The organism is Pseudomonas sp. FFUP_PS_473 (assembly GCF_002858665.1).
GTDB lineage: Bacteria > Pseudomonadota > Gammaproteobacteria > Pseudomonadales > Pseudomonadaceae > Aquipseudomonas > Aquipseudomonas defluvii.
In genome coordinates, this window is record NZ_PJQQ01000020.1 from 24,359 (window position 1) to 49,808 (window position 25,450).

The 25,450-nt window shown below is 59.7% G+C and carries 27 protein-coding genes; 11 read left to right on the top strand and 16 right to left on the bottom strand.

Going from position 1 to position 25,450, the window contains the following annotated elements; all coding sequences use genetic code 11:
- Positions 1-21: 21 nt before the first annotated feature.
- From gltP to CYD26_RS15070, 9 genes are all read right to left on the bottom strand, one after another.
- On the bottom strand, positions 22-1,353 hold the full coding sequence (gltP, locus tag CYD26_RS15030) for a glutamate/aspartate:proton symporter GltP (protein ID WP_102052980.1): 1,332 nt from the start codon (positions 1,351-1,353) through the stop codon (positions 22-24).
- A 575-nt stretch (positions 1,354-1,928) separates the two neighbouring features.
- Positions 1,929-2,087, bottom strand: a complete 159-nt coding sequence (locus tag CYD26_RS15035; protein WP_102052981.1) for a DUF1328 domain-containing protein — start codon at positions 2,085-2,087, stop codon at positions 1,929-1,931.
- 30 nt (positions 2,088-2,117) lie between these two features.
- Positions 2,118-3,737 (bottom strand): EAL domain-containing protein, encoded by a 1,620-nt coding sequence (locus tag CYD26_RS15040; RefSeq protein ID WP_102052982.1) that lies wholly within the window; start codon positions 3,735-3,737, stop codon positions 2,118-2,120.
- A gap of 75 nt (positions 3,738-3,812) precedes the next feature.
- Positions 3,813-4,589, bottom strand: coding sequence for an N-acetylmuramoyl-L-alanine amidase (locus CYD26_RS15045; RefSeq protein ID WP_065759054.1), 777 nt, complete (start codon positions 4,587-4,589; stop codon positions 3,813-3,815).
- Between the two features lie 90 nt (positions 4,590-4,679).
- Positions 4,680-6,656 (bottom strand): GGDEF domain-containing protein, encoded by a 1,977-nt coding sequence (locus CYD26_RS15050; RefSeq protein ID WP_102052983.1) that lies wholly within the window; start codon positions 6,654-6,656, stop codon positions 4,680-4,682.
- A gap of 28 nt (positions 6,657-6,684) precedes the next feature.
- Positions 6,685-7,539 (bottom strand): endonuclease/exonuclease/phosphatase family protein, encoded by an 855-nt coding sequence (locus tag CYD26_RS15055; RefSeq protein WP_065759056.1) that lies wholly within the window; start codon positions 7,537-7,539, stop codon positions 6,685-6,687.
- Between the two features lie 12 nt (positions 7,540-7,551).
- Positions 7,552-8,181, bottom strand: coding sequence for a thiol:disulfide interchange protein DsbA (gene dsbA, locus CYD26_RS15060; RefSeq protein ID WP_065759057.1), 630 nt, complete (start codon positions 8,179-8,181; stop codon positions 7,552-7,554).
- 200 nt (positions 8,182-8,381) lie between these two features.
- A complete protein-coding gene (locus tag CYD26_RS15065; RefSeq protein WP_065759058.1) occupies positions 8,382-8,999 on the bottom strand; it encodes a cytochrome c in 618 nt (205 codons plus the stop codon).
- A gap of 46 nt (positions 9,000-9,045) precedes the next feature.
- Positions 9,046-9,336 (bottom strand): cytochrome c5 family protein, encoded by a 291-nt coding sequence (locus tag CYD26_RS15070; protein WP_065759059.1) that lies wholly within the window; start codon positions 9,334-9,336, stop codon positions 9,046-9,048.
- Positions 9,337-9,530: 194 nt separating this feature from the next.
- On the opposite strand from CYD26_RS15070, the gene yihA reads away from it, so the two are divergent.
- Positions 9,531-10,163: a ribosome biogenesis GTP-binding protein YihA/YsxC gene (gene yihA, locus CYD26_RS15075; RefSeq protein ID WP_065759060.1), complete on the top strand. Its 633-nt coding sequence runs from the start codon at positions 9,531-9,533 to the stop codon at positions 10,161-10,163.
- A gap of 293 nt (positions 10,164-10,456) precedes the next feature.
- Here the strand turns inward: yihA and polA are convergent, their stop codons facing one another.
- Positions 10,457-13,219: a DNA polymerase I gene (gene polA / locus CYD26_RS15080; RefSeq protein WP_102052984.1), complete on the bottom strand. Its 2,763-nt coding sequence runs from the start codon at positions 13,217-13,219 to the stop codon at positions 10,457-10,459.
- Positions 13,220-13,293: 74 nt separating this feature from the next.
- On the opposite strand from polA, the gene CYD26_RS15085 reads away from it, so the two are divergent.
- Positions 13,294-13,578, top strand: a complete 285-nt coding sequence (locus tag CYD26_RS15085; protein WP_102052985.1) for a DUF2782 domain-containing protein — start codon at positions 13,294-13,296, stop codon at positions 13,576-13,578.
- Between the two features lie 64 nt (positions 13,579-13,642).
- Positions 13,643-14,593 (top strand): homoserine kinase, encoded by a 951-nt coding sequence (locus CYD26_RS15090; protein WP_102052986.1) that lies wholly within the window; start codon positions 13,643-13,645, stop codon positions 14,591-14,593.
- Between the two features lie 26 nt (positions 14,594-14,619).
- On the opposite strand, the gene CYD26_RS15095 is transcribed toward CYD26_RS15090, so the two are convergent.
- Positions 14,620-15,537, bottom strand: coding sequence for a zinc ABC transporter substrate-binding protein ZnuA (locus tag CYD26_RS15095; protein WP_102052987.1), 918 nt, complete (start codon positions 15,535-15,537; stop codon positions 14,620-14,622).
- A gap of 66 nt (positions 15,538-15,603) precedes the next feature.
- Here CYD26_RS15095 and zur point away from each other — a divergent pair, with 66 nt between their 5' ends.
- The 7 genes from zur (at position 15,604) to CYD26_RS15130 (ending at position 21,234) form a co-directional block, all read left to right on the top strand.
- The gene (gene zur, locus CYD26_RS15100) at positions 15,604-16,086 is read left to right on the top strand and encodes a zinc uptake transcriptional repressor Zur (protein WP_102052988.1); all 483 of its coding nucleotides are present in this window, start codon (positions 15,604-15,606) and stop codon (positions 16,084-16,086) included.
- Entirely contained in the window at positions 16,086-16,865 is a 780-nt protein-coding gene (gene znuC, locus CYD26_RS15105) for a zinc ABC transporter ATP-binding protein ZnuC (RefSeq protein ID WP_102052989.1), read from the top strand. The genes zur and znuC overlap by 1 nt, the downstream gene beginning before the upstream one ends.
- Positions 16,858-17,640, top strand: a complete 783-nt coding sequence (gene znuB / locus CYD26_RS15110; RefSeq protein ID WP_065759066.1) for a zinc ABC transporter permease subunit ZnuB — start codon at positions 16,858-16,860, stop codon at positions 17,638-17,640. Before znuC ends, znuB begins: the two co-directional genes overlap by 8 nt.
- 144 nt (positions 17,641-17,784) lie before the next feature.
- Positions 17,785-18,498, top strand: a complete 714-nt coding sequence (locus tag CYD26_RS15115) for a PA5502 family lipoprotein (protein ID WP_065759067.1) — start codon at positions 17,785-17,787, stop codon at positions 18,496-18,498.
- A gap of 223 nt (positions 18,499-18,721) precedes the next feature.
- Entirely contained in the window at positions 18,722-19,729 is a 1,008-nt protein-coding gene (locus CYD26_RS15120) for a methionine ABC transporter ATP-binding protein (RefSeq protein ID WP_065759068.1), read from the top strand.
- Positions 19,729-20,400, top strand: coding sequence for a methionine ABC transporter permease (locus CYD26_RS15125; RefSeq protein WP_099773241.1), 672 nt, complete (start codon positions 19,729-19,731; stop codon positions 20,398-20,400). Before CYD26_RS15120 ends, CYD26_RS15125 begins: the two co-directional genes overlap by 1 nt.
- Before the next feature lie 60 nt (positions 20,401-20,460).
- Entirely contained in the window at positions 20,461-21,234 is a 774-nt protein-coding gene (locus tag CYD26_RS15130) for a MetQ/NlpA family ABC transporter substrate-binding protein (protein ID WP_102052990.1), read from the top strand.
- A gap of 46 nt (positions 21,235-21,280) precedes the next feature.
- On the opposite strand, the gene CYD26_RS15135 is transcribed toward CYD26_RS15130, so the two are convergent.
- From CYD26_RS15135 to CYD26_RS15155, 5 genes are read right to left on the bottom strand one after another with little or no spacing between them, the layout of a single operon-like run.
- On the bottom strand, positions 21,281-21,913 hold the full coding sequence (locus CYD26_RS15135; protein WP_102052991.1) for an SCO family protein: 633 nt from the start codon (positions 21,911-21,913) through the stop codon (positions 21,281-21,283).
- Positions 21,910-22,809 (bottom strand): heme o synthase, encoded by a 900-nt coding sequence (cyoE, locus tag CYD26_RS15140; RefSeq protein ID WP_065759072.1) that lies wholly within the window; start codon positions 22,807-22,809, stop codon positions 21,910-21,912. The genes CYD26_RS15135 and cyoE overlap by 4 nt, the downstream gene beginning before the upstream one ends.
- Positions 22,794-23,876 carry a heme A synthase gene (locus tag CYD26_RS15145; protein WP_102052992.1) on the bottom strand — a complete coding sequence of 361 codons (1,083 nt, stop codon included), beginning with the start codon at positions 23,874-23,876 and terminating at the stop codon, positions 22,794-22,796. The genes cyoE and CYD26_RS15145 overlap by 16 nt, the downstream gene beginning before the upstream one ends.
- Positions 23,877-23,885: 9 nt before the next feature.
- The gene (locus CYD26_RS15150; protein WP_102052993.1) at positions 23,886-24,479 is read right to left on the bottom strand and encodes a hypothetical protein; all 594 of its coding nucleotides are present in this window, start codon (positions 24,477-24,479) and stop codon (positions 23,886-23,888) included.
- Positions 24,445-25,185: an SURF1 family protein gene (locus CYD26_RS15155; protein WP_102052994.1), complete on the bottom strand. Its 741-nt coding sequence runs from the start codon at positions 25,183-25,185 to the stop codon at positions 24,445-24,447. The genes CYD26_RS15150 and CYD26_RS15155 overlap by 35 nt, the downstream gene beginning before the upstream one ends.
- Positions 25,186-25,245: 60 nt before the next feature.
- Between CYD26_RS15155 and CYD26_RS15160 the strand changes: the two genes are divergently transcribed.
- A complete protein-coding gene (locus CYD26_RS15160; protein WP_065759076.1) occupies positions 25,246-25,449 on the top strand; it encodes a twin transmembrane helix small protein in 204 nt (67 codons plus the stop codon).
- The last annotated feature ends 1 nt before the right edge of the window (position 25,450 follow it).

Sequence of the window (25,450 nt, forward strand, 5' to 3'; positions counted from 1 at the left end):
TTAATCAGATCATGCAGCGGCTTACTTGGTCGCCACTTTACCGGCAGGTACTGCTTCCTTGCTGCGCCAGTGCGGCAGCGAGTTCCAGTAGCGCTGGCCTTTGGCATCGTCGTACATGCCTTCCCAGCGAGCGATAACCAGTACTGCCAGAGCGTTGCCGATCACGTTCAGCGCGGTACGGGCCATGTCCATGATGCGGTCTACACCGGCGATGAAAGCCAAGCCTTCCAGCGGAATACCGACACTGCCCAAGGTGGCCAGCAGTACCACGAAAGACACGCCTGGAACGCCAGCAATACCTTTGGAGGTGACCATCAAGGTCAGTACCAGCAGCAGTTGCTGGCTGATAGAGAGGTCGATGCCGTAGAGCTGAGCGATGAAAATCGCAGCAATGCTCTGGTACAAGGTCGAACCGTCGAGGTTGAACGAGTAGCCAGTCGGGACAACGAAGCTGCAGATGGCCTTCGGTGCACCGTAGGCTTCCATCTTCTCGATTACGCGCGGCAATACCGTTTCAGAGCTGGCAGTGGAGTAAGCCAGAACCAGCTCATCCTTGAAAATGCGCATCAGCTTCAGGATCGAAAAGCCGAACAAACGAGCGATCAGGCCCAGCACCATGAAGCCGAAGAAGGCAATCGCGAAGTAAACCAGCAGTACCAGCTTGGCCAGCGGCAGCAGCGAAGCAAAGCCGAAGTTGGCAACAGTGACCGCGATCAGCGCGAACACACCGATTGGCGCGTAGTTCATGATCATGTGAGTGACCTTGAACATGGCTTCGGACACGCCCTGGAAGGTTTTCACCAACGGGTCACGGATATCCGCCTGCAAGCTCGAAAGGCCCAGACCGAAGAGCACGGAGAAGAAAATGATCGGCAGCATTTCACCGCGCATCAGCGCTGCGAAAATGTTCGACGGAATCAGGTTGAGGATCGTCTCGATGAACGCGTGCTCATGCTGCACTTCAGCAGCGGTTGCCTGGTACTTGGAGATATCCACCGTACCCAGCGTGCTCATGTCGATGCCGGCGCCTGGGTGGAACAGGTTGGCCAACAGCAGGCCGACCACGATCGCGATGGTGGTGACCACCTCGAAGTAGATGATGGTTTTCAGGCCAATACTGCCCAGTTTTTTCGCATCGCCAACCCCGGCGATACCCACGACCAGTGAAGAGATCACGATCGGGATAACAATCATCTTGATCAGGCGAATGAAGATGTCACCAGCTGGCTGCAGAACGTTACTGATCCACCATGCCTTTTCTGCACTGAAATGATTCAGTACTGCACCGATTGCAATCCCGAGAATCAAACCGATGAGGATCTGCCAAGCGAGGCTTAGTTTTGCCTTCTTCATGTCGTTACCCTTTCTTCAAGTGGTCACGGGCATTGCGCTGAAAACCCCGACCTAGAGCTATTTAAAGCCTTCAAGAGTCGATTGATCGCAGCAGGCAATAGCGCCGTAGAAGGTCACCGCAGGCGAGCGAAAGAACGCTCGGGTCAGCGAAAAAAGGCGCAACTATTCCGACGCGAGAGGGTAACGTCTAATGCCGTAAACGACTACCCTATGCCGAATCGGCATGATGATTAAGGCTAAAAACGAACGTCTGAAAGGGTTGAAATAGAGGCGTTCGGAATTCCGAAGATGGCCAAAGCGCCATATTTAGGCCAATTCAGCCATATCCGCTTGGGTGATAAATGCCGTTGTTCGACAATCCGAATGCGTGAAACGCCCCAAATTTGTCGGAGGGGTCAGCTAAAAAAATATCGATGTACGGTCAACAAGACACACACCTCGACATCCGCTGTAGGAAACAACCCAAAAAAGCCGAAGTGATGCCCATTACCTCTACAGGCATTTCGGATATCCGCTCAGTACCCGGGCCAACACTGAAACGTACAGAACCCTAAACAGAGCGCCTGACCGGCTTGTCATCCACGTCGACCGAAAAACAGGGACGCCGCGAACAGCACAAGGAAAATGATGAAGAGGATCTTGGCGATGCCGGTCGCTGCACCCGCGATACCACCGAAGCCCAGCACAGCAGCGACGATGGCGATAATCAGGAAAGTAATAGCCCAACTCAACATGATGATTCTCCGTCGTATATTGGAGTAGGTTCAGGCCTCATCATCGATCCGTCGCGGCCCCCTGCGCCGACCTCGGGTCACCAACTCGGCAAATTGCCTGGCGCTGAGGGGATGCGCAAACAACCAACCCTGTCCGTAGTTCACACCCTCGCTGTTCAGCAACAGCGCCTGATCCTCATACTCGATACCTTCGGCGATAACCCGCAACTGCAAGGCATGCGCCATGCGAATGATATGCGGCGCAACCCCGCTACTGGCGGCATCGTGGCCCAGAGCATCGATGAACGCCTTGTCGATCTTCAGGCAGTCGACTGGCAGCGTCTGCAGGTAAGCCAGGCTGCAGTAGCCCGTGCCAAAATCATCGATCAACACTTGGTGACCAACCGAGCGCAGTGCTTGCAGGTTATCCCGTGCGACTACCACATCAATCAGCCCGCGCTCAGTCACCTCGAAAGCGATCTGGCTGGCCGCGACGCGGTGCAGTGCCAGTAAACGAGCAGCCACACGACCAATGCGTGGCACCATCACATCGCACGCTGCCAGGTTAATCGAGATGTACAACTGAGGGTTGGCGCGCAACAACTGCCCCAACTGCTCCAGCACGCGCTGCAACACAAAGTCGGTGATCTGGCGAATTTGGCCGGTGTTTTCCGCCAACGGAATGAACAGGTCCGGACTGGTCAACGTGCCATCGGGATGGCGCCACCGTACCAGCGCCTCGGCCCCCACGCATCGTCGGCTGTTGAGTTCGAGAATTGGCTGATAGAGCACCTGCAACTCACCTCGCCGCAACGCCCCCTGCAGTTCCGAACTCATTGATTGGCGTTGACGTACCAGCTGCAGTACCAACCAGCCGATGCACCAGGCCAGCAGCAGGCTACCTGGGAACAACAACCAGATGACGCCATTCATTTTCAGCGGCAGGCTGGTTTTGGGGGTAATCAGCACCAGTTGATAGTCCGGAGACTTGGTCGGCATCCGATAGACCAGATGATCGGGCAACTCCAGCATGGCGTTTGCAACGTCGAGTGCCCCATCAGAGGAGGGTGGCCATGCCTGCGCCGGCCCCAACACGGGTACTGCGCGCATGCCGTTGTCGAGCACCACCAACAGGCTGCCGCCTGGTGGCAGATCAACAACATCGCTCAGGTGCCCACGAGAAGTCGAGATACGGAAATGCCCACGCCCCAGCATCAATGCCGCCAGGTTATCGTTCGGTTCGGCACTGGTGTTCAACCAATAGCTGTAGGTCGGCCCCTGAATGTCCGGGGGCCGTACAGGTTCTGTGCTGTGCTCGCCCAAGCGGTTGGAGCAGCGGGTGTCTCCATCTATATAGGCGGCTTCAAAGACAAAGCGATTGTTGAAGCCCACCTGCTGCAAGGCTGCCAACATCTGCGGAGTGCACCCTCGCAGCGGTTGAGCCTGAAGATGATCCACACCTTCACGCAGCTGACTGAAGATCTGCTCCAGCCGCTCCAGAAAGCGCTCCCCCTTGGCATTCATCTGCTCGCTTTCACTTTGCTGAATCTGGTGCATGGCCACACCAAGGCTGGCACTCAGCAACAGGATCGCACTGGCCGAGGCCGCAAGCGCGGCCAGTAGCCAGGGGCGAAGGAACAGGCTGCGCAGCGTGGCGAAGGCAGATGACATCAGGCGATATCCCATTGAATACCACAAGGTATAGCAACTGCCTGACGAATCAGCCTGCCCGTTGGGCGGCGCCTATCAGCGGGAGCGGTTGAGCACCTGCAAGATTGCCGCCGTCTGCGCATCGGGCACGCCATCAAAACGTTGCGGGCGGAAGCGCATCTGGAAGGCAGCCAACACGTGCCGGGTACTGACATCATTGACCCCGGTTTGCTCGATGGCATAGCCGAAACGTGCCAGTTGCTGCTGGTACCAGGCGATACTCGGCGGGCTCACATCGAAACGGGCACGCTGCTGTGCAACGGCAGCGGCATCAGGCCACACACCAACACCGGCATCGGCCAGGCGCTTCCAGGGAAACAGAGGGCCTGGGTCGAGTTTGCGTGATGGCGCTATATCGCTATGCCCAATGATATGCCGTGGGTCGATGTTATTGCGTTTGACGATGTCCTTGAGCAACAGGATCAGCGCCTGTATTTGCGCCTCGGAGTAGGGGTGCCAGACACGTCCAGACGGTGTATCGGTAAAACCTGGGTTTACGATCTCAATGCCAATAGAGCTCGAGTTGAGCCAGGTACGCCCCTGCCATTGGCTGTCACCGGCGTGCCAGGCACGGCGGTTCTCGTCTACCAGTTGGTAGATGGTCGCTGGTTTATCACCGATCAGGTAGTGGCTGCTGACTTCACCATGGGTCAACAACGCCAGTGAACGCTCCAGCGAAGCGTTGGTGTAGTGCAGGACAACAAACTGGATACGACTGTCCTGGTTGACGGATGGGTGGCTTCGGTCAATCTGGAGGGTGTTTGCACAACCGGCCAGCGACAGAAGCAGCAGGGCGCAGAAGAAGGCTTTCATGGCAAGAGGGCACATCTATGGGTATCAGTAATGCAATAGCATAACGTACCCTCTCTAGCGATGGCGCAAACGGTGATAACTATATAGTGCTCATCCTTGTTCGACGCGGTTACGGCCTTGGTGCTTGGCGCGATACAACGCCTCGTCGGCGCGCTTGAGGGCGATGTCGCTGCGCTCCCCATCACGTAGCGCAGTGACACCTATCGAGAGGGTGATCGTTACCCGCTCGCCCTTGAAGTGGAATGGGCAGGCCTCGACCGCCGCCCGCAGGATTTCGGCCTGCTGGCATCCACTGACCAGATTGCTCTGCGGCATCAACAGCACAAACTCCTCACCACCAAACCGGGCGATAAAGTCACGGCCGCGCAAGCGCTTGCGCAGTTCGTTGGCGACGATCTTTAGCACCTTGTCGCCCGCGAGGTGCCCGTAGTTGTCATTGATCCTTTTGAAATGGTCCAGATCAAGCATCGCGACCAACAGGTGGCCACCCTGTGCCTGCCAAGCCTGCATCTCGCGCTCCAGATGCTCGGACCAGGCCGCACGGTTTGGCAGGCCGGTCAGTGGGTCGATCAAGGCCTTCTGCCGCTGCTCTTCCAGGTGCTCACGATAACCTTGGGCTTCCTGCTCCATATGCGTAACCCGTTCAGCCAAGCCACGCAAACGCTCGGCCATTTCCTGCTCACGCTGATCGCGCTGCTGCTGGTGTATGTCAATCGTTCCCAGCAATCCTTCCAGGCGGTTATCCAGAATGTGTTTGAGGCTTTCCAGATCCGCAGCCCCCTGCACGCTGCTTTGCAGGCCATCAACCTGTTCACGCAACTGGCTATCCAGATCGCGGGCAGCTGTCCGGCTATCGGCATGCCCGTCACTGGCTTCCTGCAGATGACTCTGGAAAGACTCAAGACGCTCATTGACCTGCTGCAGATAGGCTTCAAACTCATGCTGGCCACTGCTGGTGATAGCCAGCATGAGCACGACCAGATCGTCCAGGACCGGCAACAGCTCATACCAGTTCAGGCCATGCTGCAGGCGCTCGCGCATGGATTGCGCCTGGGCCTTGTGCCGCTCAGGAAGCGTCAGATCATCCAGCAAGCCCAGCAGGGTCTCTTCAATATGACTGGCGACCGAACTGTAGCTAGGCTCGGTGTTTTCGGGCAGTGCGTACGCCTCTTCGGCGGGCGTGGCCTGATCCTCCGGGATATCGGCAGCGAGCGGTGGAGCATCGGCCTCGGTCTCCGGTGCTTCAGGACGCTCAGGTACAGATGCTGGCTCCGCTGCCAATGCCTCAAGCGGCGCAGCGACTGGAGGAGGGGGCACCTGCACAGGCTCGGCGGCCGCGGGTTCGACCTGCACGGACGTCACCGCCTCGCTGGCCGCCTCGACAGCGGGCTCAGGGGGCTCAGGCAGCGGATGCAGCTCATCTGCATCGACCTCGGCAGGCGATGCAATAGGCGCTGATTCAACAACAGCGGCCTCCACCTCAACGGCCGCAGAGGCTGTGCTGGCAACCGTTGTCGGTACTGCGGGCGCCTCTGATGCCGCTTCGCGGTTACCGAACAACCGCTGCAAAAAACCTGGGCGGCCGGCTTCTTCTGGCTTGTCCAGCGCAGCAATCGCCTGGCCTTGCAAGCTACTCAGCTCGCCCAGCAGCAAAGGCATCTCACGAGGCTGACTCGCGCGAGCATCCAGTTGTTTGGCAAATTTTTTCAGTGGCCGAGTGACCTCACTCGGCAACGGCAATGCTTGTAACTGGCTCACTAATGCCGCCAGCGCTGTGCCGATCTGTGCCGTTCGGGTTTCCCGACGCTGCTCGGAGTCCAATACGGCTTTTTCCAACCGCGGAATCAAGCCTGCCAGTGCAGCGTCCATATTGTCGGTGCGGATGACGTCGCGCATCTCTTTCATGCACTTATCAACAGCCAGATCGCTGCCTTCGGCCGCCAATGTGCTGCGTACCAAGCCTCGACGCAGAAGGTCAAGGCGAGCTTCCCAGCGGCGCTCGAGCTTTTCTTGTTGCTCAATACTCTTGAGGTATTTCTCTTTCCAGCGCTGGGCTTCTTCGGTCATGCCTGATTTCGCAAAGGAGTAGGGGCAGTTAGCTCACGGCCGGAAGCGTATCCATCGCAAGGGCATCAGGCAAACGAATCTCAACCGCGACCGGAAGATGATCGGAAATGGGCTGGGCAAGCACCTCGAAGCGCTCCAACGTGAGGCTGGGGCTGAGCAAGATATGATCAAGACAACGCTGCGGCCGCCAACTGGGGAACGTGGCTTGCACCTGCGGGGCAACCAAACCGAGATCACGCAATGGCGAGTGTTCCAGCAGGTCGCTGGCATGGGTATTCATGTCGCCCATCAATACCTGATGACGATAACCACCAATCAGTTCACGAATGTAGGCGAGTTGACGCGCACGGGTCCGTGCACCCAGTGCCAGGTGCATCATCACCACAACCAACGCATCGTCCCCTTCACCAAAACGCACCAGAATCGCACCACGACCCGAAGGACCGGGCAGCGGATGGTCTTCCAGCAACTGCGGCTTCAAGCGACTGAGTACGCCATTGCTGTGCTGAGCGAAACGGCCAAGGTTGCGATTGAGCTGTTGATACCAGTAAGGGAAGGCACCCAGTTGCGCCAGGTACTCGACCTGATTGACGAAACCTGAACGCAAGCTGCCACCATCGGCCTCCTGCAGGGCGACGAGATCAAAGTCGCTGAGCAGGTCACCAATTTTCTGCAAGTTACCGGCACGGCCGGTGGTAGGCAAAAGGTGCTGCCAACTACGCGTCAGGTAGTGGCGGTAGCGCTCGGTACTGATCCCCACCTGGATATTGAAACTGAGCAGGCGCAGACGACCGTCCTTCGGGAGGCTACTGGTCTGCAAATGGTGTTCGTTGACCTGCGGATCATGCAGGCCAACACACCGTTCAGTTTTCCAACGCCGCATGGCAATCGCCGCTTACTGGGCGGCGCGCTCCTTGGCAATCAACTGATCAGCCACGTTGATGGTTTCCTCTGGACCGCCGGCAGAGCCCAGGTCAAAACGGTACTTACCGTTGACAACCATGGTCGGAACACCGCTGATTTCATATTTTTTGGCCAGATCGCGAGCTTTCTGAACCTGGCCCTTGATCGCAAAGGAATTGAATGTCGCCAGGAACTTGTCCTTGTCGACGCCCTGAGTCGCGAGGAAGTCGGCCATTTCCTCAGGCTTGGTCAGACGCTTGTGTTCCACTTGGATCGCGTTGAATACAGCACTGTGCACCTTGCCCTCGACACCCATGGCTTCCAGGGTCAGGAACATCTGGCCATGGGCATCCCAGGCGCCGCCAAACATGGCAGGTACGCGCACAAAGTTGACGTCCTTTGGCAGCTTCTCGACCCATGGGTTGATGGTCGGCTCAAAGCTGTAGCAATGCGGGCAGCCGTACCAGAACAGCTCCACCACCTCGATCTTGCCAGGCACAGCAACCGGCACAGGATTGTTCAGCTCGACATACTTACCGTCTGCAGGCGGCTCGGCGGCCTGGACGGACATGCCAAAGACGCTGGCGGCGACCAACGCGGCGCTGAGAATCAGATTACGCATGCTTTACTCCTGAGCAGTGATGAGTCGCCACAACGCGACCTGCCTTCAGACAGATCGACACAGGCCTGAGTTCGATAGTGTAACGGTAGCAGGTACAAAAAAGGGCGGCCCTAGCCACCCTTTTCATGCTTTCGCAGCTGCATTAACGGCACGTTAACATTGCGAGAGATGTAGCCCCGCACAACGTTACGCCGCAAGGATCAGTGCAGCCCCTGAATGTAGCTCGATACTGCCTCGATGTCCTTGTTGCTCAGCTTGGCAGCGATGGAACGCATGGTCATCGCGTCGCCGTCGTTGGTACGGTTGCCTTCACGGAAGTCGGTCAATTGCTTGGCGACGTACTGCGCATGCTGGCCACCCAGGTGCGGGAAACCGGCAGCAGCCAGGCCAGCGCCATTAGGCGAGTGGCAACCGGTGCAGGCTGGCATGCCTTTTTCAAGGTTGCCACCGCGGAACAGGGCTTCACCGGCCGCGACCAGTTTTGGATCGGCGGCGCCGACACTGCCTTTCTGGCTAGCGAAGTAGGCCGCGATATCTGCCATGTCCTGATCACTCAGGTTGGTCAGCAGACCCGTCATTTCCAGCACGGTGCGCTTACCCGACTTGATATCATGCAGCTGTTTCTCCAGGTATTTCTCACCCTGGCCAGCCAGTTTCGGGAAGTTCGGCGCCATGCTGTTACCGTCTGGACCGTGACAAGCGCCACATACAGCAGTTTTGCCCTGACCGGCAGCGGCATCGCCAACAAGATTGCCAGCGGCATTTGCAGCGCCGGTGACGCCCAAGGTCAACAGCAGACTCACGAGTAGTTTGTTCATCAGCTAATCCAACTACGGCTAAGGGTGAAAGAGTTATGTATCGATACTATCGGATCATCCACTGAATGATCGCCCGGTAGTCTTCGGCACTGCAGTCCATGCACAATCCACGCGGCGGCATAGCCTTGAAACCCTGGGTGACATGCACCACCAACGTCTCCATACCCTGCGCCAGTCTCGGTTCCCAGGCTGCACGATCACCTGGTTTCGGTGCCTGTGGCAGCTGACCGGCATGACACGCCGCGCATGCGCGGTTGTACAACGCCTCGGGATCCTGTGTAGCCTGAGCGCTGAAAAACGGTACCAAGACAACGGTAACCAACAGCCATTTCGTCATGCGAACGACCTTTCAGGGCTGGGGGCCTGCACTGCGTTCTAACGCGCAAGCTTGAATCGGGTCCCCCCGTGAACCTCATCCTACGCTGGGATAAAGCGCACACAAAATCTGCGGCATTATATACTCCCGTTATCGAAACGGAAACGACACCCCTTGCCGAGCCTGCCTCGGACAAGCCCCCAAGCGGATACCCCATGCACGTAAAAAACCCCATTCTCGGCCTCTGCCAACAGGCCAAATTCGCACTCAGCGCCGCCAAAGTCGACCAGTGCCCAGACGACCAGGGCTATGAAGTGGCCTTTGCCGGGCGCTCCAACGCCGGCAAGTCCAGCGCTCTAAACACGCTGACCCACGCCAGCCTGGCACGCACCTCGAAAACACCCGGTCGCACCCAGTTACTCAATTTTTTCAGTCTGGACGAAGAACGGCGTTTGGTCGACCTGCCAGGCTATGGCTATGCAAAGGTCCCAATCCCGCTCAAACAGCACTGGCAGCGCCACCTGGAGGCCTACCTGGGCAGCCGCGAAAGCCTGCGGGGTGTGATTTTGATGATGGATGTGCGTCACCCCATGACCGACTTCGACCAGATGATGCTCGACTGGTCAGTGGCCAGTAACATGCCGATGCATATTCTTCTGACCAAAGCCGACAAACTCACCTATGGCGCGGCAAAAAACACCCTGCTCAAGGTGCAAGCGGAAATCCGCAAGGGCTGGGGCGAAGGGGTGACCATTCAGCTGTTCTCCGCCCCTAAGCGCCAAGGGCTGGAAGAAGCCTACGGCGTTCTGGCGAACTGGATGGAGTTGGCCGACAAGCCCGCAGAATAAGGGCCAGGCGCCAAACGCAAGGCAAAAAAAACCCCGGACTTCGTATGGGGAGGGGGAAGTTCGGGGTTCAAGTTCCGGACCGCTAGGGCGGGGTCCAGATATCTGCCAACACTTAACACAACATAGGAGCATCGAAGGGCTTCACCACCCATTCAGTTACTCTGAGTCGTGGTTCCCCCGATTAGTTCCGAGCGTTTAGAAACTATTTGCGATAGCACATAGAATTTTCACGACTAACGGCGTGTACCCAGCCAAAAAGCCGCGACGATATGCCGCAGCTTTTTCAGGGTTATTTAGTGCGCTTCATCCCAATTCGAGCCCACACCTACCTCCACCAGCAGCGGAACATCCAACTGCGCGGCGCTGCTCATGTACGGACGGATCTGTTCACGCACCTGTTCGACCAGGTCTTCACGTACTTCCAGCACCAATTCATCGTGAACCTGCAGGATCACCCGAGCATCCAGCCCGGAATCGTTCAGCCAGTTGTCTACCGCCACCATGGCCCGCTTGATGATGTCGGCTGCAGTACCCTGCATTGGTGCGTTGATCGCCGTGCGCTCCGCGCCTTTGCGCAGTGCCGGGTTCTTTGCATTGATGTCCGGCAGGTACAGGCGGCGACCGAACAGGGTTTCGACAAACCCTTGCTCAGCAGCCTGAGCACGCGTGCGCTCCATGTACGCCAGCACGCCTGGGTACTGCGAGAAATAGCGGTCGATATAGGCCTGGGACTGCTTGCGATCGACACCAATCTGCTTGGCCAGACCGAAAGCGCTCATACCGTAGATCAAGCCGAAGTTGATCGCCTTGGCACTGCGCCGCTGGTCGCTTGTAACGTCTTCCAAGGCAACGCCGAAGACCTCGGAGGCCGTGGCCCGGTGAACGTCCAGGTTGTGCCGGAACGCATGCAACAGCCCTTCGTCCTTGGCCAGATGAGCCATGATGCGCAACTCGATCTGCGAATAGTCCGCAGCCAACAGACGGTAACCGGGTGCAGCAACAAACGCCTGGCGAATACGCCGCCCCTCTGGGGTGCGAATCGGAATGTTCTGCAGGTTTGGATCACTTGAGGACAAACGACCGGTGGCCGCCACGGCCTGATGATACGAGGTATGGATACGCCCGGTGCGCGGGTTGATCTGCTCGGGCAGACGGTCGGTGTAGGTGCTTTTCAACTTGCTCAGCGAGCGGTACTGCATCAGCACCTTGGGCAGCGGGTAGTCCTGTTCGGCCAGTTCCGCCAGCACGGCCTCAGCCGTGGAAGCCTGGCCCTTGGCGGTCTTGCTGAGGATCGGCAGGCCGAGCTTTTCGTACAGAATCACCCCCAACTGCTTGGGCGAACCCAGGTTGAACTCTTCACCCGCGATCGCAAAGGCTTCACGCTCCAGCGCGACCAGTTTCTCGCCCAGCTCCAGGCTCTGAGCACCGAGCAACTTGGCATCGACCAGTGCCCCCTGCCGCTCGATCTTCGCCAGCACCGGCACCAGTGGCATCTCGATCTCGTTCAACACCGGTAGCACGCTCGGCGTCTTGGCCAGGCGTGCCTGCAGCGCCTGATGCAGACGCAACGTCACATCGGCATCTTCGGCCGCGTAGGGGCCGGCCGTTTCAAGCGAAATTTGGTCGAAGGTCAGTTGCTTGGCACCTTTCCCGGCAATGTCCTCAAAGGAAATAGTGGTGTAGTCCAGGTACTTGAGCGCCAGGCTGTCCATGTCATGACGGGTCGCGGTGGAATCCAGCACGTAGGACTCCAGCATGGTGTCGAAGGCCACACCACGCAGCGCGATACCGTTTGCCTGATCACCGCCAATCGCGCAATTGGCCAGAATATTCATGTCATATTTGGCGTTTTGGCCGACTTTCAGCGTGTTCGGGTCTTCCAGGATCGGCTTGAGCGCCAACAGCACGGCGTCTCGATCAAGTTGCTCGGGCACGCCCATGTAGGAGTGAGTCAACGGCACATAGGCCGCCTCAAAGGGCTCCACAGCAAACGACACACCGACAATTTGCGCCTGCTGAGCATCAAGACCCGTGGTCTCGGTGTCGAAAGCAATCAGCGTGGCCTTCTTCAGTTTTTCCAGCCAGACGTCAAAGCGCGCCTGGTCAAGGATGGTTTCATACTTCACTTCGACCGATGGCTGCTCTGCCACCTCGGCAACCGCCACGCCTTCACGCTTGGCCTCACGCTGAATCTCCTCGACCCAGCTCTTGAACTCCAGCTCGGTGTACAGCGCCAGCAAGGCTTCGCGGTCGGGTTCACCGCACACCAGTGCGTCAACCTCGATATCCAGCGGGACGTCGAGCTTGATCGTCGCCAGTTCATACGAGAGGAACGCGGCGTCGCGGTGCTCCTCAAGCTTGGCCGGCAGGGTCTTGGCCCCCCGGATAGCCAGGCTGGGTACCTTGTCGAGGTTGTCGTAGAGATCGCGCAGACCGCCACCAACACCAGTCAGCAGGCCCAACGCGGTTTTCTCGCCCACCCCTGGCACGCCAGGAATGTTATCGACCTTGTCACCCATAAGAGCCAGGAAGTCGATGATGTGTTCGGGACCGACGCCGAATTTCTCCTTCACGCCAGCCACGTCCAGCACACTACCGGTCATGGTGTTGACCAGCGTAATGTGGCCATCGACCAGTTGCGCCATGTCCTTGTCGCCTGTGGAGATGATCACCGGACGTCCGGCAGCCGCGCTGCTGCGGGCCAGGGTGCCAATCACGTCATCGGCTTCGACGCCCTCCACACAAAGCAGCGGATACCCCAGTGCACGCACGCTGGCATGCAGCGGTTCGATCTGCACCCGCAAGTCATCCGGCATACTGGGCCGATTGGCCTTGTACTCGGCGAACATTTCGTCGCGGAACGTGCCGCCTTTTGCATCGAAAACAACTGCAAACAGGCTGCCGGGATACTGCTTGCGCAGGCTCTTCAGCATGTTCAGCACGCCCTTGACCGCACCGGTTGGCAGGCCCTTGGAGGTGGTCAGTGGCGGCAGCGCATGGAAGGCGCGGTACAGGTAGGAAGAACCGTCCACCAGGACGAGGGGAGCTTGGCTCATGAGCAGAATCAACCTTTTCGGCGGGCCCGGCGCTAGAATGTCCGGATCATTGACGACAAAGGGACAAGGTTATCATGCGCACACTAAATCGCCTGTTGCTGCTAGGGCTCCTGGCTACTCCGTTCGCGGCGATGGCTGCGGATGATGCACCGTCGCCCGATCCGGACGTCACCATTCGCCAGGAAGGCGATAAAACCATTCAGGAGTACCGCCAGAATGGTTTTCTGTATGCCATCAAGATTACCCCCAAGCATGGCAAACCTTACTTTCTGGTTCGCGCCGACGGCACCGAAGCCAACTTTATCCGCTCAGATCAACCGGACATGCTGATTCCATCCTGGAAGATTTTCGAGTGGTAACGCGCGACCTCTAACATCAACCCGGCACTTCCTGGCCGAAGTGCCCGAACGAGCAGTTTTGACCATGTCTGTGTTCACCCCTTTGACCCGGCCTGAGCTGGAAACCTTTCTGGCCCCTTATGGCCTGGGCCGCCTTCGGGATTTCCAGGGCATTGCCGCCGGAACCGAAAACAGCAACTTCTTCGTCAGCCTCGAACAGGGTGAGTTTGTGCTGACGCTGGTCGAGCGCGGGCCAATCCAGGACCTGCCGTTCTTTATTGAACTGCTGGACGTCCTGCACGAAGCCAACCTGCCTGTGCCATACGCATTGCGGACCACGGACGGCGTGGCATTGCGCGAGTTGGCCGGCAAGCCGGCCTTGCTGCAACCGCGACTGCCAGGCAAGCACATCAAGGAGCCGAACAACCAGCATTGCCATCAGGTTGGCGAACTGCTCGGCCACCTGCATGTGGCGACCTGCGAGCATGTGCTGGAGCGTAAAACCGACCGAGGCCTGGACTGGATGCTGCAAACCGGTGCCGAGCTGATGCCGCGCCTGAACGCGGATCAACGCCAGCTGCTGCAAGCCTGCCTCGAGGAAATCAGAACGCATCACGCGCAGATCATGGCCTTGCCACGCGCCAACCTGCACGCAGACCTGTTCCGTGACAATGCGCTGTTCGAAGGCACGCACCTGACGGGCCTGATCGACTTCTACAACGCCTGCTCCGGGCCGATGCTCTACGACCTGGCCATTACGCTGAACGACTGGTGCTGTGACGATGCCGGGCAGCTCGACAGTGCGCGCTCCAGGGCGCTGCTGGGTGCCTATGCGGCACTGCGCCCCTTCACGGCGGCAGAAGCGCAACTCTGGCCGGTCATGCTGCGGATAGCCTGTGTACGCTTCTGGCTGTCCCGGCTTATTGCGGCAGAGTCCTTCGCGGGCATGGATGTATTGATTCACGACCCTGCCGATTTCGAAGTGCGCCTGGCAGCGCGTCAGCAAGTCAGCGTGGCGTTGCCGTTCGCGCTCTAAGCCGGTTATTGCACGGAGGCGGCTGCCTAGAGCGCCTCCAGGCAACCCGCCAGGTCATTGCCAAGCTTCTCCAGCACCTGCTCATAGCCTTGGGCGGTCACCGGGGTATTGCCCCCTAGTGCGTCCAGTTCGGCCAGACGTACCGGCAACCCGGCCGTCAAGGTCTCGGCCAGCCGTGGGCGCAGCGGCGGCTCACTGAAGACGCATGTCTTGCCGACCTCCTGCAAGCGCTTGCGCATGGCAGCCACGTGCTGGGCACCGGGCTGCACTTCGGCGGCAACGCTGAATACACCAGTATGCTGCAAGCCATACGCCGCCTCGAAGTAATCAAACGCTTCGTGGAAAACAAAGTACGGCCTGCCGGAAACACCCGCCAATCGAGCCTTCAAACGCAAGTCGAGGGCATCCAGGCGCTGCTCGAACGCGCTCAGGTTGCTCCGATAGCGGGCAGCATTGGCCGGATCAGCGGCCACAAGGTCAGCCGCCATTTTCGCGGCGATCACCCGGGCATTGGCCGGTGCCAACCACAGGTGCGCATCCAGGCTACCCGGACGATGATCGTGATCATGCTCGTCCGTCGACTCGTGGGAGTGGCTGTCTTCGCCAAAGTGGCGCAACTGCAACCCCGGCACAGCCTGCAAAGCCACGCTGGGCTTGTTGCGGCCGCTCAGCACGCGCGGTAGAAAACCTTCCATATCGGGGCCAATCCAGTAAAGCAGGTCGACCTCGGCAACCCGCCGCACGTCCGAGGGACGAAGGGCGTAATGGTGAGGCGAAGCGCCCGGTGGAAGCAGCACCTCGGGCGTACCAACACCGTCCTGGACCGCAGCCGCAATCAACTGCAGTGGCTTGATGCTGGTCAATACACGGACTTCGGCCTGCGCTGGCGCCAAGACGACAAGACTGGAGACAAAAGCGACAAAAAGGGCAAAAAATCGGGACACGATAGCCACTCAACGGTTCAGGAACAGGTAACATAATAACGTCTCTCACAAGAACCGTCGCTGCTCATGCCTACTACACCGCTGGCCAATCGCCCCCACGACCACTCCCACTGCGTCCACAGCGCCCTGGCCGAGGCCGACGCGCTGTGTGTCCGCCAGGGCCTGCGCCTGACCGCCTTGCGTCGACGCGTGCTGGAGTTGGTCTGGCAGAGCCATAAACCCTTGGGCGCCTACGACATCCTGGCCGTGCTGAGTGAGCAAGACGGTCGCCGCGCCGCGCCACCGACGGTGTACCGGGCACTGGATTTCCTCCTGGAAAACGGCCTGGTTCACCGAATTGCGTCGCTCAATGCCTTCATGGGCTGCAGCCATCCAGAGCATGTCCATCAAGGGCAGTTCCTGATTTGCCGCGAATGCCATGTCGCGCTCGAACTGGAACAGTCGTCGATCAGCGATGCCATCGTTGCCAGCGCCAAGGACGTCGGTTTCACAGTTGAAACGCAGACCGTCGAAGTGGTTGGGCTCTGCGCCAGTTGCCGGAGCGCGTGATGAGCAACGCCCTGATTCGCCTGGAGCAGGTGAGCGTCGGCTTCGCTAGCCAGTCGGTACTCGACAACATCGACCTCAGTGTCGAGCCTGGCCAGATCGTCACCCTGATCGGCCCCAACGGCGCAGGCAAAACGACCCTCGTACGCGCGGTGCTCGGGCTGCTCAAGCCCGATAGCGGCAAAGTCTGGCGCAAACCCAAACTGCGTATTGGCTACATGCCACAGAAGCTGCACGTCGATGCGACCTTGCCGCTTTCGGTTCTACGGTTTCTGCGCCTGGTGCCCGGCGTAGACCGCAATACAGCCTTGGCAGCCCTCAAGGAAGTGGGTGCCGAGCAGGTGATCGACAGCCCTGTCCAGGGCATTTCCGGCGGTGAAATGCAGCGCGTGCTGCTGGCCCGGGCGCTGCTGCGCGAGCCCGAGCTGCTGGTGCTCGATGAACCGGTACAGGGCGTCGACGTGGCGGGCCAGGCCGAGCTGTACAGCCTGATCACCCGGCTGCGCGACCGCCACGGTTGCGGTGTACTGATGGTCTCCCATGACCTGCACCTGGTAATGAGCACCACCGATCAGGTTGTCTGCCTGAACCGACATGTCTGCTGCTCCGGGCATCCCGAGCAAGTCAGCGGCGACCCGGCCTTTGTCGAGCTGTTCGGCAACAACGCGCCAAGCCTGGCGATCTACCACCATCACCACGACCACGCCCACGACCTGCACGGTTCCGTGGTTGCCCCGGCCAAAGCCGGTCATGTACACGGAGACCACTGCAAGCATGGCTGATTTTCTGCTCTACGCCCTGCTTGCAGGTTTGGCGCTGGCGCTGGTTGCAGGCCCCTTGGGATCGTTCGTGGTCTGGCGGCGCATGGCCTACTTTGGCGACACGCTGTCCCACGCAGCACTGCTGGGTGTGGCGCTGGGCTTCGTACTCGACATCAGCCCCGCCCTGGCGGTGACGGTGGGTTGTCTGCTGTTGGCGTTGCTGCTGGTCACCCTGCAACAGCGCCAGCCGCTAGCGTCCGACACCCTGTTGGGGATTCTCGCACCCAGCACCCTGTCCCTTGGCCTGGTCGTGCTCAGCTTCATGCACGATGTGCGAATCGACCTGATGGCCTACCTGTTCGGTGATCTGCTGGCGATCAGCCCGGGCGATCTTGCCTGGATACTCGGCGGCAGCAGCGTGGCCTTGCTGCTGATCGTGGCCCTGTGGCGGCCCTTGCTGGCCGTGACCGTCCACGAGGAGCTGGCCATGGTCGAAGGCTTGCCGGTGGCCGCGTTGCGCCTGGCCCTGATGCTGCTGATCGCGGTAGTCATTGCCGTGGCCATGAAGATCGTCGGCGTGCTGTTGATCACATCACTGCTGATCATCCCGGCAGCCGCTGCCCAGCGTCACGCCCGCTCACCCGAGCAGATGGCCCTGGGTGCCAGCCTGCTAGGCGTGGTGGCAGTATGCAGCGGGCTCGCCCTGTCCTGGTTCAAGGACACGCCGGCCGGGCCGTCAATCGTGGTCTGCGCTGCAGTGCTATTCTTGATTAGCCTGGCGCTTCCCCGGCGCTGAACGGCGGCGCAGTCGCGCAGGGTACAACCACAGAGGTTGCACCCTGCGACATTTTAATCGCGCATACACTCTGAAGAGTTATTTTCGAGTCAGCGAGCTGGGTGTAGACTTGCTCGTTTTTTGCGCAAATAGAGAGTCGCAGGAATGAAGCCGTTCGCCTCCCGTTATCTGCTCCTTGCCGCGTTTTCCCTGGCCTTGGCCGCATGCTCAAGCAACCCGGCGCAGAGCACCGCCGTGCCTGCGGCGCCAGATGCCTGGCAGCAGCTGGAACAAAGCATCGCCAGCAGCGAACTGGCCACCGCCGAAGATCAACTCGCAGCGCTACAAACTCAAGCACCGGGCGACAGTCGCCTGGAGCAATATCAGCGGCAACTGGCCGAAGCCTACCTGCAACGCAGCCAGATCGTCCTGCAGAAAGGTGATGTGAATGCTGCCGCCACAGCCCTTAGCCGCGCCCGTGCGCTGATGCCCAAGGCGCCAGCCCTGACCGGCGGCGTCAACGGTGCCATTACCCAGGCGCGAAGAGCTGAGCTCGACAAGGCCGAAGCCGCCCTCAAGGCCGCAGAAGCACGCCCTGCGGCCAAGCTCATCGACCCGTCTGCGGCCAGCACGGTCATCGCCCTGAAGATTGGCAAGATGAGCGAACTTCGCCGCCAACTCGATGATATTGCCAGCGATACCGTCAACTATGACTGCGACGTGCTGTTTCAGGTACCGCGCAAGCAGGACTATCCATGGCTTGCCACCCTGCTCAGCAAACGCGTGCACAAGCTTGCACCTGACTTCGCGCTGCAGCAGCGCCATGAGATACACCGCAATCAGCCGGCCCAGGTCGTACTGACACCGCGCCGCCCCTAAGACCAGCTGCCGGGCCGCCCCTCGGGTATCCCGGCCGGCTCCGGGCCCGCCCAGGCTCACGGACCGTCTTGGCAAGCATTTCGCTCAACTGACCACTGATCGCGTTATTCCCGTATCGTTGGTTGTTTACGAAATAAATGCTAAGAACCTCTATGTGAACAGGCTAAAATGCGCGCCCGGCCATCCGCTGACCCTAATTCATGCGCCCCACAAGGTTCGCTACGTGATCGAGTTTCAAAACGTCCATAAAACCTACCGCGTTGCCGGTAAGGATATCCCCGCCCTGCATTCGACCGACCTGCGAGTCGAGAACGGGCAGGTATTCGGCCTGATCGGCCATTCCGGTGCAGGCAAAAGTACCTTGCTGCGCCTGATCAACCGCCTGGAAGCCCCTAGCGGCGGGAAAATCATCGTCGACGGTGAAGATGTCACCGCGTTCAATGCCAACGAGCTGCGCCGCTTCCGGCAACAGGTCGGGATGATCTTCCAGCACTTCAACCTGCTGGCGTCCAAGACGGTTGCTGACAACGTTGCCCTGCCATTGACCTTGGCCGGTGAGCTGTCGCGCAGTGAAATCGACACCCGCGTCAGCGAGCTGCTGGCCCGTGTCGGCCTGAGCGAACACGCCAGGAAATACCCGGCGCAACTGTCTGGCGGGCAAAAGCAGCGCGTTGGCATTGCCCGCGCCCTGGCGACCAAGCCGAAGATCCTGCTGTGCGACGAAGCCACCAGTGCCCTTGACCCGCAGACCACCGCCTCGGTGCTGCAACTGCTGGCCGAGATCAACCGTGAGCTGAACCTGACCATCGTCCTGATTACCCATGAAATGGATGTAATCCGTCGCGTCTGCGATCAGGTGGCCGTGATGGACGCCGGGCAGATCGTCGAGCATGGCCCGGTGGCAGACGTGTTCCTGCACCCCAAGCACCCGACCACAAAGCGATTCGTTCAAGAAGACGAACAGATCGACGAAAACGAACAGCGCGACGACTTTGCCCATGTACCGGGCCGGATCGTGCGATTGACTTTCCAGGGCGATGCCACCTATGCGCCGCTGCTGGGTACCGTCGCCCGTGAAACCGGGGTGGACTACAGCATCCTGGCCGGACGCATCGACCGCATCAAGGACACTCCCTATGGGCAACTGACCCTGGCCATCACCGGTGGTGATATGGACGCGGCGTTTGCCCGCTTCCACGCGGCTGACGTTCATATGGAGGTACTGCGTTAATGGACGCCCTGAATTTCTTTGCCAACGTCGACTGGAGTGAAATCTGGTTGGCCACCGTCGACACCATGATCATGCTCGGCGGTTCGCTGTTCTTCACCGTGCTGCTCGGCCTGCCGCTGGGCGTGCTGCTGTTTCTCTGCGGCCCGCGCCAGCTGTTTGAAGAAAAGCGCGTGTATGCGCTGTTGTCGCTGATCGTCAACATCCTGCGTTCGCTGCCGTTCATCATTCTGCTGATCGTGATGATCCCGATCACCGTACTGATTACCGGCACCTCGCTGGGCGTCGCCGGGGCCATTCCACCGCTGGTGGTCGGAGCCACACCGTTCTTCGCGCGCCTGGTGGAAACCGCCTTGCGTGAAGTCGACCGGGGCATTATCGAAGCCACGCAAGCCATGGGTGCCACCACGCGACAGATCATCGTCAACGCGCTGCTGCCAGAAGCTCGGCCAGGTATTTTCGCGGCAATCACCGTCACCGCCATCACCCTGGTGTCGTACACCGCCATGGCCGGCGTCGTCGGCGCTGGTGGGCTGGGTGACCTGGCTATCCGCTTTGGCTATCAGCGGTTCCAGACTGATGTCATGGTGGTCACCGTGGTCCTGTTGCTGGTACTGGTTCAAGTACTGCAGAGCGTCGGCGACAAACTGGTTGTGCATTTTTCCCGTAAATAACCCCATGGGTCGGCCATGCCGACACCCGGGGGCCGTAACGGCCCTCACAAGGAGTGATGAATGAAAAAACTGCTTGCTGTTGTCGCCGCCGTTGCGGCCTTCTCCGCCCAGGCGGCCGAAACCCTGACCGTCGCTGCGACCGCCGTGCCGCACGCCGAGATCCTTGAGTTCGTCAAACCGAGCCTGGCCAAAGACGGCGTGGACCTGAAAGTGAAGGTCTTCACCGACTACATCCAGCCTAACGTACAGGTTGCCGAGAAGCGTCTGGACGCCAACTTCTTCCAGCATCAGCCGTACCTGGATGAATTCAACAAGGGCAAGGGCACCAACCTGGTCAGCGTTGCCGGCGTGCACCTAGAGCCACTGGGCGCCTACTCGAGCAAGTACAAGAAGCTGGACGAGATCCCGTCGGGCGCCAACGTGGTGATCCCTAACGACGCCACTAACGGCGGCCGTGCATTGCTGCTGCTGGAGAAAGCGGGCCTGATCAAGCTCAAGGATGCCAAGAACATCCTGTCCACGCCGAAAGACATCGCCGAGAACCCGAAAGGCCTGAAGATCCGCGAACTGGAAGCCGCGACCCTGCCGCGCGTCCTGACCCAGGTCGACCTGGCGCTGATCAACACCAACTACGCGCTGGAAGCCAAGCTGGACCCAGCCAAGGATGCGCTGATCATCGAAGGCAGCGACTCGCCTTACGTCAACATTCTGGTTGCCCGCCCGGACAACAAGGACTCCGACGCCATGAAGAAACTGGTTGGCGCACTGCATAGCCCAGCGGTGAAGCAGTTCATCCTTGATAAGTACAAAGGCGCTGTCGTTCCAGCGTTCTAAGTCCTACCTGCTGGAGCCGGTTTGACCGGCTCCAGCACATCCCCCCTCAATCACGCTTGACCAACCCCGGCAACTGGACAATCAGTTTCTGGTTGTTGAAGGGCGCGCGAATGAAACCACGTTGCTTCCCGTCCGGCCCCAGCAGGGCCAGGTTGCCGCTGTGGTCAACCGTGTAGTTCGGCTTGCTGGTGTCGGCCGGAATGAACGGAATGCTCAGCGCATTGGCCAGCTTCTGGGTCGTCTCCAATGAGCCTGTCACGCCACGAAACTCCGTATCGAAGTACCCCAGGTACTGCTTGAGCTGAGTTGGCGTGTCGCGGTTCGGATCAACACTGACCAGAACCACCTGCAAGCGCTCGGCCGCTTCTTTTGGCAATTCGCTCTTTACCTGACGCAGTTGCGCCAAGGTGGTCGGGCAAACGTCCGGGCAGAAGGTGTAGCCGAAGAACAGCAATGACCATTTGCCTTTCAACTGGTCCATCGTCACAGGCTGGCCATTCTGGTCGGTCATTTCCAGCGCAGGCACACTGCGACTTTGCGGCAACAGAATGATCCCGGCATCAATCAGCTCGGCGGGGTTGGCCTGGCCTTTGGTGGTGATCACTTTGTTGATGGTAAGCCCCAGTACGATGGCAACCAGGGCAACGAGGATAAAGACTGTTTTCTGGGTTCGGGTCATAGGTTCAACAGTAGGTAATGGTCTACAAGCAGCGCGATGAACAACAGGAACAAGTAGTAGATAGAGTACTTGAAGGTCTTGATCGCCGCGTGCGGCCGACTGCCACGGTACAACACCCACGCCCACTGCAGGAAGCGCGCGCCCAACAGCAGGGCACAACCGAGATAGAGCGGCCCACTCATATGGATGGCATAGGGCAGCAGGCTGACCGCCAGTAGCATCAAGGTGTAGAGCACGATGTGAACCTTGGTGTAGTGCTCGCCATGGGTCACGGGCAGCATGGGAATATCTGCCAAGGCGTACTCGTGCTTGCGGTGAATGGCCAAGGCCCAGAAATGCGGCGGGGTCCAGGCGAAGATGATCAGTACCAGCAGCAGGGGCTCAGCACTGAGGTGCCCACTGACGGCCACCCAGCCCAGCAACGGTGGCGCCGCACCGGCCAGGCCGCCGATAACAATGTTCTGCGGTGTTGCGCGCTTCAGAAAGCCGGTATAGATCACGGCATACCCCAACAATGAGGCCAGGGTGAGCCAAGCGGTGAGGGCATTGGTAAAGGTCAACAGCAGGACCATGCCCAGCACGCCGAGCAAGAGGGCAAATGCCAGTGCGGCGGTAGGCGCCACGCGTCCCGCAACCAGCGGACGTTTATGGGTGCGGGCCATCAATGCATCAATGCGCCGGTCCAGTACATGATTGACCGCTGCCGCTGCACCCGCACAAAACGCAATTCCGAGATTGCCAAAGATCAGCACCGTCCACGGTACGCCTGCCCGGGTGGCCAGGAACATGCCGACCAGCGAGGTGATCAGCATCAGCAGCACAACCTTGGGTTTGGTCAACTCAAGGTAGTCACGCCAACCTGCCTGGCTACGACCCTCAGTCAGAAGCGTTGCCATGGATTATCCCCCAGATAGTGCACAACGCCCCCGGCACTGAGAGGACGCAGTCGCCATTCGCGGCCCACACGACGCACTTTCGGTTGAGCCACACGGCGGGTGCAGTAGTTGACCAGAACCAGGGTCAGAAGCAGGGCTGCCCCCCCGGCGTTATGGGCCACGGCCACGGCCAATGGCAGGTGGAGCAGCACGTTACTGATACCCAGGCTGATCTGTACCGCCAGCACCGCCAGTACCAGAGCCGCCAACCGCGTGAGGCCAAACCGGCGCAATTGCCAGGCCAGTGCCAGCAGGGTACCGGTCACCAACAAGGCGCCGAGGCGGTGAGTGATATGGATGGCCGTACGCGCATCGCTGTCCAACTGCCCACCCAGGTAATTCGGACCGATATGCTGGGTCAGGTGGAAACCATTGGCGAAGTCGGCCGTCGGCCACCACTGGCCATGACAGGTAGGCACATCGATACAGGCCATGGCCGCATAGTTGGCACTGACCCAGCCACCCAGGGCAATCTGGCCTATCACCATCACTAACGACAAGGCCGCAAGACGGCGTAAACGCACGGGCAAAAGCGGTAGCGGGGCAAACGCGTGTGACAGGCGCAGGCTCAACAGAAACAACAGGCCAAGGGTGGTGAAACCGCCCAGCAGATGCGCCGTCACGACCTGCGGCCACAATTTGAGGGTGACGGTCCACATGCCAAACGCCGCCTGTGCCACCACCACCCCCAGCAGCACCAAGGGCAGTTTGAAAGGCTGGCCATCGCGCCCATGACGACGGATCGCCTGCACAGCAAGCATCGAAATCACCAGCGCCAGGGTCCCGGCAAAATAGCGGTGGATCATTTCGTTCCAGCCCTTATGGGCCTCCACCGGCACATCGGGATAATGCAGCTCGGCATGCGCCAACTGCGCTTCGGTCTTCGGCACGCTGAGGAAACCGTAACAGCCCGGCCAGTCAGGGCAGCCAAGCCCGGCATGGGTCAGGCGGGTATAGGCACCGAGCAAGATGACCACCAGTGCCAACAACGTAGCAAACACTGCAAGGCGATAACCGGGTCTGGCCATGACCATCTCCTAACCAATGTTAGAAAGCTTCAACAACTGGCGCAGGTCGTTGAGTACGTCCTTGCCGTTGGCCCTGGCGTCGTAACGCAGCACCAGGTTGCCGTGAGGATCGATAATCCACAGTTGAGCGTCCGGTTTGCCCTGGCTCATCCGGCCATACTGAGCAAGGTCCAGCGGGTAGCGCTGCAGTTGCGGGTATTCACGTGCAAGCGTGGCCTGATAGTCCGATGCCAACGCTTGTCCGACGGCCAAGGCATGGCTTGCGCGGCTGGCATCGCGCCCCAGGCCAATTTGAATCTGCCGGGCTAGATAGACCAGTTGCTGGCAGTCCATGGCGCAATCATTCGGCGCGCTGACCAATAGCTGCCAGCGTTGCTCGTCAGCCTGCACGCCAAGGTCGGCGCGGCTCTGACCATTGCCGATCAGCTCCCCGTGGTAGATACGGCTGTCGGGCACCCAGAACTGATACTTGTACATGCCGGTGGCGAGAATCATCGGCCCGATCGTCAGCAACAGGATCAACAGCAGTTGCAACCGACCACGACCACGCCCTTGCGGAGCCTTGAGGTCAGAGGTGCTGGATGGATTCATGACGGTCCCCATGGCGTTTCTCCTTGTTGTTATGCCAGCCGAAGTAGAGGTAGAGCGCGATCAAGGCCAGCGCCAGGGCAAACCACTGCACGGCGTAGCCCAGGTGTTTTTCCGGGCCCATGACAACCACCGGCCAGTCCAGCCTGAAGGCTGCAGGACCAGGCTCAAGGCGTAATTCGTGGGCAAAACCTTCGCGTTGCAGTTGTGACCAGAACTGCGTGGCGTCTACGGCGGTCACCAAATGCGGCCAGGCACCGCCCTGTGGATCGACCTGCAGTTGAAATGCCGCACCGGGCGACACATAGACCCAAGCCTCCAGACTCAAGGGTTGATCCGGCGTGCTGAAGGACACGGGCGTACGTCGATCAGGCCACGGCAACCAGCCACGGTTGACCAGCAGCCACAGCCCACTGGGCTGGTCATGGAACGGTTGCAGCACCTCGACGCCCGGGCGGCCATCACGCATCCGGTTATCCAGCAACAGGCTGTACTGCGCGTCGAAACGGCCATAGAGCCTGACCCGCCGATAGGCTGCATCCTCAATCAGCGGCAACTGCGCAGCGGCCACCGGATCGGCGCTGCGGCGCTCGGCATACGTGGCCAGCAACTGACGCTTCTGCTCGGCACGGCTCAATTGCCAACAGCCAAGCGCCACCAGACCGGGCAGTAGCAAAAGCACTACCAGGGTCGGCAGTAGACCGGGCCGGAACGGCTTCACCCGGCCACCCCACGGTCAGTCGCTATACTGAAAGTCATCGCATCCCCCCGGAGTTTCGCCATGCTAAAAGCCGCGATTGTCCTGATGCTGCTGGCGACCATCGCCAGCCTGTTCAGCGGCCTGGTCTTTCTGGTCAAGGACGAAGGACACTCGACCCGCCTGCTCAAAGCACTCACCATTCGGGTGAGCCTGGCCGCCGCCACCCTGCTACTCATCACATGGGGCCTCTACAGCGGCCAACTGGTTTCCCACGCCCCTTGGTAAG